This is a genomic window from Pseudomonas rustica, from assembly GCF_018336155.1.
Classification (GTDB): Bacteria; Pseudomonadota; Gammaproteobacteria; order Pseudomonadales; family Pseudomonadaceae; genus Aquipseudomonas; species Aquipseudomonas rustica.
The window spans coordinates 209,097-221,073 of the sequence record NZ_JAGYHF010000002.1 but is presented as its reverse complement, the minus strand read 5'-3'; the positions used below and the strand labels follow the sequence as shown (position 1 = coordinate 221,073).

Annotated in this window: 11 protein-coding genes and 1 pseudogene; 7 read left to right on the top strand and 5 right to left on the bottom strand. The window is 59.5% G+C overall.

The annotated features are described in order from the left end of the window. Window positions 1–39: 39 nt before the first annotated feature. On the top strand, window positions 40–822 hold the full coding sequence (locus tag KFS80_RS04105; protein WP_212544051.1) for a hypothetical protein: 783 nt from the start codon (window positions 40–42) through the stop codon (window positions 820–822). On the opposite strand, the gene KFS80_RS04100 is transcribed toward KFS80_RS04105, so the two are convergent. Continuing rightward, window positions 798–1,592, bottom strand: coding sequence for an IclR family transcriptional regulator (locus tag KFS80_RS04100; protein WP_212544050.1), 795 nt, complete (start codon window positions 1,590–1,592; stop codon window positions 798–800). The genes KFS80_RS04105 and KFS80_RS04100 overlap by 25 nt on opposite strands. Before the next feature lie 164 nt (window positions 1,593–1,756). Between KFS80_RS04100 and hmgA the strand changes: the two genes are divergently transcribed. The 4 genes from hmgA (at window position 1,757) to KFS80_RS04080 (ending at window position 6,537) form a co-directional block, all read left to right on the top strand. Then, window positions 1,757–3,061, top strand: coding sequence for a homogentisate 1,2-dioxygenase (hmgA, locus tag KFS80_RS04095; RefSeq protein WP_212544049.1), 1,305 nt, complete (start codon window positions 1,757–1,759; stop codon window positions 3,059–3,061). A 3-nt stretch (window positions 3,062–3,064) separates the two neighbouring features. Continuing rightward, window positions 3,065–4,369, top strand: coding sequence for a fumarylacetoacetase (fahA, locus tag KFS80_RS04090; RefSeq protein WP_212544048.1), 1,305 nt, complete (start codon window positions 3,065–3,067; stop codon window positions 4,367–4,369). 12 nt (window positions 4,370–4,381) lie between these two features. Then, window positions 4,382–5,017: a maleylacetoacetate isomerase gene (gene maiA, locus KFS80_RS04085; protein ID WP_212544047.1), complete on the top strand. Its 636-nt coding sequence runs from the start codon at window positions 4,382–4,384 to the stop codon at window positions 5,015–5,017. A 164-nt stretch (window positions 5,018–5,181) separates the two neighbouring features. Beyond that, entirely contained in the window at window positions 5,182–6,537 is a 1,356-nt protein-coding gene (locus KFS80_RS04080) for an MFS transporter (protein WP_212544046.1), read from the top strand. Window positions 6,538–6,616: 79 nt separating this feature from the next. Here KFS80_RS04080 and KFS80_RS04075 read toward each other — a convergent pair whose 3' ends face one another. Continuing rightward, complete coding sequence (locus KFS80_RS04075) at window positions 6,617–7,420, bottom strand: transglutaminase family protein (RefSeq protein ID WP_212544045.1); 804 nt, start codon at window positions 7,418–7,420, stop codon at window positions 6,617–6,619. 185 nt (window positions 7,421–7,605) lie between these two features. On the opposite strand from KFS80_RS04075, the gene KFS80_RS04070 reads away from it, so the two are divergent. Beyond that, window positions 7,606–8,625: a Leu/Phe/Val dehydrogenase gene (locus tag KFS80_RS04070; protein WP_053117228.1), complete on the top strand. Its 1,020-nt coding sequence runs from the start codon at window positions 7,606–7,608 to the stop codon at window positions 8,623–8,625. Window positions 8,626–8,770: 145 nt separating this feature from the next. Here KFS80_RS04070 and KFS80_RS04065 read toward each other — a convergent pair. Continuing rightward, window positions 8,771–9,025: pseudogene (locus KFS80_RS04065) on the bottom strand (YebG family protein); the annotation flags it as partial. Between the two features lie 337 nt (window positions 9,026–9,362). Here KFS80_RS04065 and KFS80_RS04060 point away from each other — a divergent pair. Beyond that, window positions 9,363–9,863 carry a phosphate-starvation-inducible protein PsiE gene (locus KFS80_RS04060; protein ID WP_053117232.1) on the top strand — a complete coding sequence of 167 codons (501 nt, stop codon included), beginning with the start codon at window positions 9,363–9,365 and terminating at the stop codon, window positions 9,861–9,863. On the opposite strand, the gene KFS80_RS04055 is transcribed toward KFS80_RS04060, so the two are convergent. Together KFS80_RS04055 and KFS80_RS04050 are read right to left on the bottom strand one after the other, a co-directional pair. Continuing rightward, window positions 9,860–10,177 carry a DUF3509 domain-containing protein gene (locus KFS80_RS04055; RefSeq protein ID WP_212544043.1) on the bottom strand — a complete coding sequence of 106 codons (318 nt, stop codon included), beginning with the start codon at window positions 10,175–10,177 and terminating at the stop codon, window positions 9,860–9,862. The two genes, KFS80_RS04060 and KFS80_RS04055, sit on opposite strands and share 4 nt — an antisense overlap. Before the next feature lie 331 nt (window positions 10,178–10,508). Beyond that, window positions 10,509–11,885, bottom strand: coding sequence for an L-serine ammonia-lyase (locus KFS80_RS04050; protein ID WP_212544042.1), 1,377 nt, complete (start codon window positions 11,883–11,885; stop codon window positions 10,509–10,511). Window positions 11,886–11,977 lie beyond the last annotated feature (92 nt).

The window sequence follows — 11,977 nt, the reverse complement described above, 5'->3', positions numbered from 1 at the left end:
CTTGTTTGATAAGCGAATTTTGGCGAACCTGCAAAGTGGTTGGGAAATGCCGAGGGTGATAAGCAGCTCGAGTTTGCGCAGTTAGAACAACAGCTTGTTGCCAGTCGACTGCATCTCGAACGACAACTGGAGCACCTGACCGATCTCCAGTCGTATGCGCGCTTTGTCATTGCTGGTTCGATCAGGCTCGATTTTGGTACGGTATTGAATCCTGATCAAGTCACCGTTCGTTCACAATATGTTTTCAAAGTACGCCCGCACACTATTCAGCAGGACAACTCACGGAGTCTGACCGAGTTTGCGCTGTATGGGCTGCACGACAAATCGTCACGCGCCCGACTCGAATGCGTGAGCGAAATTATTTTCGGGCTGGTTTTTGATGGCGTTGTCACGGCGGTCACTGCACTGAGTTTCGTCTTTCCGCCGGCGGGCATTGCTCTGAGTGTTGTGTTGTTCACCAAAGAAACGTTATCCGGCCTTGATGCACTTGTTCAGGGGGATCGGGCGAAAGCGCTGAAGCATTTTGTGGAAGCAATTGCGGAACTGGCCTCGTTGGGCAAGGCTGCCGCGGGTAAGCGCGCTGCGTCGAAAATGCAAAGTAGCTTCGGTTCACTCATCGGTGACGTTTATAAGATCGAGAGTTTTTACAGGCAGGCAACAGGACACCCTGGTCTGCCCGGTCTGGCAAAAGATGCCATTCAGGAGCTCTTGGATGACCCACAAGCCTTGACCAGTAAAACCACGGTTATCTGCCCAGTCCCGTGCCATGCCACAGCGTCGCACACTAATGGCGCTGCTCAGCGACTGACCTCATCGCTTTGAAAGCCCATTCGCCAGCTCACGGCCCGCGTCGCCGCCAACAAGCGCTGCGCCGCCGGGCCGTTTTCGTCTGCATGGAACAGCGAGGTCGGGCCGACAATCGTGAGCACCGCCGCGACTTGGCCAACCGCATTGAACACCGGCGCGGACAACGCATCCACGCCGGGCATCAGCAAGCCGTGAACATGGTGCAGACCGCGTTCGCGGATCTGTTCGCACAGGGTTGTGTAAGTCTTTTCGTCTTTGAGCGGGTGATCGGCAACGGCGATTTCCTGCTCGCGCAGATCATCGGTTTCCCGATGCGGCAGAAACGCGCTGAACACCAGTCCCGTTGAAGAACTGAGCAGCGGCAGCACCGAGCCCAACTGCGTCACCACCGTCACCGCACGCACCGCCGGTTCGATGTGCACCACGGTTGCACCCTGATTGCCCCACACCGCCAAAAAACAGGTCTCGTTGAGTTCGTCGCGCAGTTCGGCCAACGGCAGAGCGGCGACTTTCAGCACGTCCATACTGTTGAGTGCAGCCAAACCCACGCGCAGTGCTTCGCGACCGAGACCGTAATGGTTGGTAGCGGCGTTCTGCTCGGCGAAACCCGAGGCGATCAACGCTTGCAGGTAGCGATGCACCTTGCTTGCCGGCATCTGCACGTGCTCGGCCAGCCGCGACAGCGAGGTCGACGGTGACAACTCGGCCAAAGCCTTGAGGATGTCGGTGCCGACTTCGGCGGAGCGGACTTTCTGTTTGCCGTTACTGTCGCTGGTTTTGTCCATGGTGCGGCCGGGTTCCGATACGAATGGGCGTCTTTATAGCTTGACGCTGGATAGCGAGCAAATTACGTTATGCGTAATCGAATTACGATAATAACAACCCCGGCGTGCCGAAACCTCTGAGCCAGAGCGATGGGCCACTGCCGACTCCCTGTTCAGGAGGCTCCATGAACCTCGATTCAACCGCTCAGGCGCTGGCGTATCAGTCCGGTTTCGGCAACGAATTCAGCACTGAAGCGTTGCCCGGCGCGCTGCCCGTCGGCCAAAATTCCCCGCAAAAAGCCCCTTACGGCCTCTACACCGAATTGTTTTCCGGCACCGCGTTCACCATGGCCCGCAGCGAAGCGCGGCGCACCTGGATGTACCGGATTCAGCCGTCGGCCAATCACCCGGCGTTCGTCAAACTGGAACGGCAACTGGCCGGTGGGCCGTTGGGCGATGTGACACCGAATCGCCTGCGTTGGAATCCGCTGGAGATCCCGGCCGAGCCGACTGATTTCATCGATGGTCTGGTGAGCATGGTGGCCAACTCCGCCGCCGAAAAACCGTCCGGCATCAGCATTTACAACTACGCCGCCAATCGTTCGATGGAACGCGTGTTCTTCAATGCCGACGGCGAACTGCTGCTAGTGCCGCAACTCGGCCGTCTGCGCATCGCCACCGAGCTGGGCGTGCTGGAAGTGGCGCCGCTGGAAATCGTCGTGCTGCCGCGCGGCTTGAAATTCCGCGTTGAACTGCTTGACCCGCAAGCACGCGGTTACGTCGCCGAGAACCATGGCGCGCCGTTGCGTCTGCCGGATCTGGGGCCGATTGGCAGCAACGGCCTGGCCAATCCGCGCGACTTCCTGACGCCGGTCGCTGCTTACGAAAATCTGCAGCAGCCAACCACGCTGGTGCAGAAATTCCTCGGCCAGTTGTGGGCCACTGAACTCAATCACTCGCCGCTCAACGTGGTCGCCTGGCACGGCAATAACGTGCCGTACAAATACGACCTGCGCCGTTTCAACACCATCGGTACGGTCAGTTTCGATCACCCGGATCCGTCGATCTTCACCGTGCTGACGTCGCCGACCAGCGTGCACGGTCTGGCCAACCTCGACTTCGTGATCTTCCCGCCGCGCTGGATGGTCGCCGAAAACACCTTCCGGCCACCGTGGTTCCACCGCAACCTGATGAACGAATTCATGGGTCTGATCCAGGGCGAATACGACGCCAAGGCTGAAGGCTTCGTGCCCGGCGGCGCGTCGCTGCACAGCTGCATGAGCGCCCACGGCCCGGACGGCGAGACCTGCACCAAAGCGATCAACGCCGAGCTCAAACCGGCGAAAATCGACAACACCATGGCCTTCATGTTCGAGACCAGTCAGGTGCTGCGCCCAAGCCGTTTCGCCCTCGACTGCCCGCAACTGCAATCCACTTACGACGCTTGCTGGGCCACGCTGCCCGCCACGTTCGACCCGACCCGGAGATAACCCATGACGCAGAATTCCATCACCCGCAGCTGGGTCGCTTCAGCCAACGGTCACGCAGATTTCCCGCTGCAGAACTTGCCGCTCGGTGTGTTCAGTATCGACGGTTCGGCGCCGCGCGCAGGCGTGGCGATTGGCGAACAGATTTTTGATCTGCAAGTCGCGCTGGAAGCAGGGCTGTTCGACGGCGCCGCGCGCAGTGCCGTCGAAGCCATGCACGGCGGCCACTTGAACGCGTTTTTTGAACTCGGTCGCGACGCTCGTGTGGCTCTGCGCGAACGCTTGCTGGAACTGTTCAGCGAAGGCAGCACGCACCGTGGCAGCATCGAAGCGCAAGGTGCAAAACTGCTGCCACTGGCCAGCGATTGCCAACTGCACCTGCCGGCACGCATCAGCGATTACACCGACTTCTACGTCGGCATCGAACACGCGCAAAACGTCGGCAAACTTTTCCGTCCGGATAACCCGTTGCTGCCGAACTACAAGCACGTGCCGATCGGTTACCACGGTCGCGCCTCCACCGTGCGCGCCTCCGGTACCGATGTGCGTCGTCCTAAAGGTCAGACCTTGCCGGCCGGTCAGACTGAGCCGACCTTCGGCCCGTGCGCGCGACTGGATTACGAACTGGAACTGGGCATCTGGATCGGTCAGGGCAACGAGATGGGCGACTCGATCGCCATCGGCGATGCCGCTGATCACATCGCCGGTTTTTGCCTGCTCAACGATTGGTCGGCGCGCGATATCCAGGCGTGGGAATACCAACCGCTGGGCCCGTTCCTGTCGAAGAGCTTCATCACCAGCGTTTCTCCGTGGGTCGTAACAGCAGAAGCGCTGGCGCCATTCCGCACCACACAACCGAAACGACCTGAGGGTGATCCGCAGCCGCTGCCGTACCTGTTCGATCAACGCGATCAGGACGGCGGTGCTTTCGACATCGAACTGGAAGTGCTGCTGCTCACCGAAGCCATGCGCGAACAGAATCTGCCAGCCCATCGCCTGACCCTGAGCAATACCCGCTACATGTACTGGACAGTCGCGCAAATGGTCGCGCACCACAGCGTCAACGGTTGCCAGTTGCAGGCCGGTGATCTGTTCGGTTCGGGCACCTTGTCCGGCCCGGAAAACGGTCAGTTCGGCAGCCTGCTGGAAATCACCGAGGGCGGTAAAAAACCGATCGAACTGGCCTCCGGCGAAGTGCGCAAATTCCTTGAAGACGGTGACGAAATCATCCTGCGCGCACGTTGCGCCCGTGATGGTTTCGCCTCGATCGGCTTCGGCGAATGCCGTGGCAAAGTGTTGGCGGCGCGCTGACAGGAGCGGTTTATGGATCTCTATACCTACTACCGTTCGACCTCGTCGTATCGCGTGCGGATCGCGCTGGCATTGAAGGGCCTCGACTATCAGGCGTTGCCGGTCAATCTGATTGCGCCGGCCGGCGGCGAGCATCGGCAGGCGGCGTATCTGGCGATCAATCCACAAGGTCGGGTGCCGGCCTTGCGCACTGACGAGGGTGAGTTGTTGATCCAGTCGCCGGCGATCATCGAGTACCTGGAGGAACGTTATCCACAGGTGCCGTTGTTGCCGGAAGACCTCGCGGCCCGCGCCCATGTGCGTGCTGTCGCGGCGGTGATCGGTTGCGACGTGCATCCGCTGCACAACGTCAGCGTGCTCAATCGTCTGCGCCAGTTGGGGCAGGAAGAGCCGCAGGTGGTGGAGTGGATCAGCCACTGGATCGGCCAAGGCTTGGCGACGGTGGAGCAGTTGATTGGTGATAGCGGTTTCTGTTTCGGCGAGTGGCCGTGTGTGGCGGATGTTTACCTGATTCCGCAGTTGTATGCGGCTGAGCGGTTCAATGTTTCGTTGGAGGCTTATCCGCGAATCTGCCGAGTGGCGGCGCTGGCGGCAGACCATCCAGCGTTCATCAAAGCCCATCCCGCGAATCAACCTGACACCCCGTAACCAAAATTGTGACTGATCGTTCCCACGCTCTGCGTGGGAACGCATCCCGTGACGCTCTGCGTCACAGTGGACGCAGAGCGTCCCCGGCGGCATTCCCACGCGGAGCGTGGGAACGATCCGGTTGCCACAGCAAAAAACCATAAAAACAAAACAGGTACCTTGCGATGCACAACCAGATTGCCAGCTTCCGCGCAGCACTCGACGCCCGTCCGGTGTCCCGTTATCAGTGGTTGCTCCTGATCCTGCTCGCCTTGCTGCTCGTCACCGACGGCTACGACGCGCAGGTGCTCGGTTACGTTGTCCCGGCACTGGCTCAGGATTGGGGGCTGGAAAAAGCCGCATTCGGACCTGTTTTCAGCGCCAACCTGCTCGGTTTGACCATTGGTTCGCTGGTGGTCACGCCATTGGCCGACCGCTTCGGCGTGCGACGGATTCTGCTTGCTTGCGTGCTGATCTACGCCACGCTCACCGTGTTGATGGTGTTCGCCGATTCCCTGAATACGCTGATGTTCGCGCGTTTCATCTGCGGTATCGGCATGGGCGGCGCGATGCCCAGTGCGATGGCGTTGATGTCGGAATATTCGCCACCGCGCTTGCGCACCTTGATGGTGACGCTGGCGGCGTGCGGTTTTTCGTTCGGTGGGGCGGCGGGTGGTTTTGTCGCGGCCGGATTTATCGATCAGTTCGGCTGGCAAGCAGTGTTCCTCGCTGGCGGCGTGACGCCGTTGCTGCTGTTTCCGTTCCTCTGGTGGATGCTGCCGGAGTCGCTGCCGCGTTTGCTGCGTGACGCGCCGCCGTATGCGCGCCTGCGTAAAGTCACCGCGCGAATGTTGCCGGACTGGCAACCGCCAGTGGCGAGCGTCGAGCAGAACGAGCGCGAGCAGGGCAGCAAACTGACCGTGGTTGAATTGTTCCGCAACGGTTACGCGCGACCGACGCTGCTGATTTGGGCGACGTTTTTTGTCAGCCTGATTCTTCTGTATTTCATGATCAGCTGGCTGCCGACGTTGCTGCTGGAAAGTGGCCTGACACTCAACGAAGCCAATCTGGTGACGTCGATGTTTCTGTTCGCCGGCACCCTCGGCGCGATTTGCATGGCGTGGTTTGCCGACCGTTTAAAGCGCAAGGTGCGGCTGTTGTCTGGCGTGTTGGCCGGCGCAGCGCTGTGTACGATTTTGCTCGGCCTTAATCACGACAACCCGCGTTATCTGGTGGCTTGCGTGTTTGCGGCGGGGTTCTGCATCATCGGCGGGCAGCTGACGCTGAATGCGTTCGCGAGTAATTTTTATCCGGCGCACGTTCGCGCCACGGGTACTGGTTGGGCATTGGGTGTAGGGCGTTTTGGTTCGATTCTCGGGCCATTGTTCGGCAGTCTGCTGTTGGCGATGCACATTCCGGTGGAACAGATTTTCTTCTTCTGCGCGATTCCGGCGGTCATTGCGGCGCTGCTGATCATCCAGGTGCGTTCGCCTTCCGAGGGTGGTTCGGTTGTGGGTGTTGCGGTGCCTTTTAAATCTTGAAGATCAAAAGATCGCAGCCTTCGGCAGCTCCTACATGAGATCACCTGTAGGAGCTGCCGCAGGCTGCGATCTTTTGCTTTTAATGGACGACGGAATTAGGCGGCAGGTGGCTGAGCCGGTCGGTCAGGCGCAGCCGCTGGATCGGATCATCACTTAGCAACAACGCACGCTCCAGATCGAAGCGCTCGGCATTCGGGCAATCCAGCCGCTGATACAAACTCGCCCGCGCCAGATAATCAGCGGCAGCGGCGTCGCCCAGTTCGAGTACCCGTTCTGCGTCGATCAGCGAGGCAATGTAGTCCTCATGGGTCAGATGCAATTGCCGCAAGTTGCGCGACAAACGTTGCAGCATCTGCACCGGCGAGGCGGTCAGCAAATGCTCGGCGTTGAGTTTCATGTTCGGCCCGTACTGGCGCTGCAACAACTCGCGACAATCATTCGGATACAGGCGTCGACCGCCGCAGGGATCAAGCAGGTGATCGGCCCCCGGTACTCGCAGCAGGAAGTGCCCGGGGAAGTTGACCCCGACCAGCGGAATCTCCAGACCTTGCGCCAGCTCAAGCGCAATCAACGCCAGCGCCAAAGGCTGACCGCGACGGGTGTGCATGACTTTGGGCAGCATCGCCGCCTGCGGTCGTAACGGTAGAAAATCATCCTGAGCGAAACCCAGATCGGTCATCCGCCGCAGCAACGGTTGCGCCAGTTCACTGACCGGCAGCATCGGCAGCCCATAGCTCACCCGCTGTTGCAGCTCTTTGAAGTCGTGCAGCAGCGCCGCCGGGTCGACGTCTTTTTCGTGCTCGGCAGCAATCCACAACGCGGCTTCTAACAGCGCGGGCGGTGAACGGTGCAGGCACTCGAAAAATCGTTGACGCGGACTCATCGCAATCTCCCTCGAATGCCTCGTTTTAGCCCCGTCAGTGCTATTCGTCCAGTGGCGGATTTTGCAGCGATTGAGTTATGCCGCAAAACATCTGTCTTCGAGGCCGCTTATTCCGGTGCGCTCCAGCAATTTTCAGGCGCAAGCCTATACTGGCGTTCTACAAGAAGTGATTCGGGAGCCCAACAATGTTTGCGCTCATGCAAAGCACTCGCCTGGATTCGCTGCACCTTAGCGTCGACCCGGTTTCAGGGTTGAAGGCGGTCATTGCCATCCATAACAGTCGCCTCGGGCCAGCCTTGGGCGGGTGTCGTTACCTTGCCTATCCGAATGATGAATCAGCCATCGAGGATGCCATTCGCCTGGCTCAGGGTATGAGCTACAAAGCCGCGCTGGCGGGATTGCCGCAGGGCGGTGGCGTTGCGGTGATCGTGCGGCCGGCGCATGTGGAAAATCGTGCGGCGCTGTTCGAGGCGTTCGGTCGCTGCATTGATCAGCTTGATGGCCGTTACATTACCGCCATCGACAGCGGCACCTCAGTGGCGGACATGGATTGCATCGCTCAACAAACCCAACACGTCACCAGCACCACCTCGGCGGGCGATCCGGCCCCGCATGCGGCAATGGGCGTATTCGCCGGCATTCGCGCGACCGCCATGGCGCGGCTGGGCAGCGATAATCTTGAAGGTTTGCGCGTGGCGATTCAGGGTTTGGGCAATGTCGGGTATGCGCTGGCGGAGCAACTACACGCGGCGGGTGCCGAATTGCTGGTCAGCGATATCGACCACGGCAAGGTGCAACTGGCGATGGAGCAACTCAACGCGCATCCGATTGCCAACGATGCGTTGCTCAGTACGCCGTGCGACATTCTTGCGCCGTGTGGGCTGGGCGGGGTGCTCAACAGTCACACCGTCACACAATTGCGTTGCTCGGCGGTGGCGGGCTCGGCGAACAATCAACTGACGCATCTGGACGTGGCTGATCAATTGGAACGGCGCGGGATTCTCTATGCGCCGGATTATGTGATCAATGCCGGTGGGCTGATTTATGTTTCGCTGAAGCATCGCGGCGAAGAGTTGCCGACAATTACCGCGCATTTGTCGAAAATCAGTTCGCGACTGACGGAAGTGTTTGCTCATGCGCAGGCGGAGAAGCGTTCGCCGGCGCGGGTGGCGGACGAGTTGGCGGAGCGGGTTTTGTATCGGTGATGGGGGGAAGATCAAAAGATCGCAGCCTTCGGCAGCTCCTACAGGGGCTGCGATCCTTTGTTGATTACTTTGCAGCTTTTGCCGCTTTCGCAGGCTTGGCCGGCGCTTCAGCGACTTCCACCACTTCAGCGTTCTCGACAGGCTCGGCCGGTGCGTTGATCAGCTCCGACAGCGCGTCAGGCTGGCTCTTGAACGCCCGGGCGAACACATCGCGATTCTTCGCCATGTAGATCCCGGCTTCTTCCACTTGCTGTTCAGTCAGGGACGGAACGGCTTTTTGCAGGACATCGGCCAGATATTCGGCCAGTTCGAGCATTTTGTCATGACGGTCAGCTTCGGCTTTATCCATGAACAAGCGCTCCAGATCTCGGCTGCTGCGGTATACCACTTCGACGGCCATTCACCACCTCACATGCCTTCACATTAAGTTGTCTTGACGACTACTGTATCCATATACAGCGAAAAGGATAAGCGAATCCCTGCGCCATGGGTAGTGGGATTTTAATGTAGACCGGATTTAGGGTTTGTCAGTGGGATCGTGTTGGGGCCATTCGCGAGCAGGCTCGCTCCCACAGGGATCGTGCAAACCCGAGGCCTGCGACCAAACGCCACGGCGCGGGTTTGGTGATGGCTCGCCATGATGGCGTGGCCTCTTTTCTGCATGAAAACCGTTACGTGCAGAAAACCGTCACGTCCAACGCGCATCATCCGCTCGCATCGAGCTAAGGAACATCATCGTGAAAATAAACTGGGCCGAGAAACTGCGGCAAAACGTGCATCAACTGGCCGAGTCCCTGGGCAACCTGTTCGTCGAAACCTTTCACTATCTGGCGCTGTTTGCCATCGGTGCGGTGACGGCATACGCGGCGGTGATGGAGTTTCTCGGGATGCTCGAGGAAGGCCACATCAAGATCGATGACATTCTGTTGCTGTTCATCTATCTCGAATTGGGCGCGATGGTCGGGATTTACTTCAAGACCAATCACATGCCGGTGCGCTTCCTGATCTACGTGGCGATCACCGCGCTGACGCGCCTGCTGATCTCCAACGTCTCGCACCACAACCCGCCGGACATGGGCATCATCTACCTGTGCGGCGGGATTCTGCTGCTGGCGCTGGCGATTCTGGTGGTGCGTTACGCCTCGTCACAATTTCCCTCGGTGAAAATCGAGAAACCACAGCGCACCCTCGGTACAGGTTCCAGCGAGCATCCCGAGGTCGAGAAGGGCGAGCTTTAAAGTCCGGCCGCTGGTCGGGGCTGATCAATGATTTTTTGCGGTGGCGGGGTCAGTCCGTCGCCGCTGGTCATCGATTCGAGGATCGCCATGGCGCTGTGGCCCTGTTCGATGGCGATGCCGAATTGAATGCTCTGCACCAAGCGTTTAAGGCGCACGGGATCGTTGCGTTGTTCGGCGCTGATCATGCGTTTGGCCACGATCCGGCCGTTGTTGGACAAGGTCAGCATGATGCTGCCGTCCAGCCCTTGAATGCTCAGGTTGATCTGATAGTCCGGCGCAAAGGCATCGGTAATGATCTGAAATGGATTGTCCATGATGCGTCACCGCCTGATTGAACGTGCAGTTGTTGACCGGCCGTGATCGGGTTGGTTCGCCAGACCTGATCACCGGCCATTCCGTGGCCATTCGCGAATTGCTCGTGTAGGAGCTGCCGCAGGCTGCGATCTTTTGACGTTGTTTTTTAAGATCGACATCAAAAGATCGCAGCCTGCGGCAGCTCCTACGGGGAGTTTGCAAGGGACATGCCGGAAAAATTGTCGAACAATGAACACGGCGATAAAAAAGGCGAGCCACGGGGCTCGCCTTTTTTTATCGCGCGGTTTCAGGGCAGAACTGCGCAGATGACCGCTGACAGTGCAATCGGGATCAGCACTCCACCCAGTTCACCGCCAGGCCGCCGCGCGACGTTTCCTTGTACTTGTCGTGCATGTCGGCGCCGGTATCGCGCATGGTGCGGATGACCCGATCGAGTGAGATGAAGTGATTGCCATCGCCGCGCAGGGCCATTTGCGTGGCATTGATCGCTTTCACCGCCGCGATCGCGTTGCGCTCGATGCACGGCACTTGCACCAGCCCGCCGACCGGGTCGCAGGTCAGGCCGAGGTTGTGTTCCAGACCGATTTCGGCGGCGTTTTCCAATTGCTCCGGAGTGGCGCCGAGCACGTCAGCCAGACCCGCAGCGGCCATTGCGCAGGCCGAGCCGACTTCGCCCTGACAACCGACTTCGGCACCGGAGATCGAGGCATTTTTCTTACACAAAATACCGACGGCGGCCGCGCCGAGAAAGAACGCGACAACATCGTCGTCAGACGCGTCCGGATTGAATTTCATGTAGTAGTGCAGAACCGCCGGAATAATCCCCGCAGCGCCGTTGGTCGGCGCAGTGACCATGCGCCCGCCCGCCGCGTTTTCTTCGTTCACCGCGAGGGCGAACAGATTCACCCATTCCATTGCCGACAAGGTCGAGCTGATCACATTCGGTTTGCCGATTTCCAACAGGCTGCGGTGCAATTTCGCCGCACGACGCGGCACATTGAGACCGCCGGGCAGAATGCCTTCATGGCGCAAACCTTGTTCGACGCACTCCCGCATCACCGACCAGATATGCAGCAGGCCCTGACGGATTTCGGCGTCGCTGCGCCAGGCGCGCTCGTTGGCCATCATCAACTCGGACACCCGCAAGCCATGCTTTTTGCACAACGACAGCAGTTCGGCGGCGCTGGAAAAATCGTACGGCAGCACCACGTCGCCGGCCGGGGCTACACCCGACTCGGCTTCCGCCGCTTCGACGATGAAACCACCACCGACCGAGTAGTACGTTTGCTCAAGCAGCACGCCGGTTTCGCCGAAGGCTGTCAGCGACATGGCGTTGGGGTGGTAGGGCAGGCTCTCGTCAAGCAGTAGGAGATCTTTCTGCCAGTTGAAGGCAATCGCGCGTTGACCGGCGAGGGACAGTTGGCCGGACTCACGCAATTGCTGGATGCGCGGGTCGATGGTCGACGGATCAATGCTGTCTGGCCATTCGCCCATCAGGCCCATGACCGTGGCACGATCGGTGGCGTGACCGACGCCAGTAGCGGAAAGCGAGCCGTACAGACGGATTTCCACGCGCCGCACATCATTGAGTAACCGCTGGTCGATCAGCGCCTGAGCGAAGGTCGCGGCGGCGCGCATCGGGCCGACGGTGTGGGAACTGGACGGGCCGATGCCGACTTTGAAAAGATCGAAAACACTGATAGCCATACTAAAGCCTTGCAAGTCATGGAGTAGGAATCGCCGCCATTTTTTGTAGGCCAAGCGCAATGTCGGCGATACTGCCTCTCTCGGTCTGACGT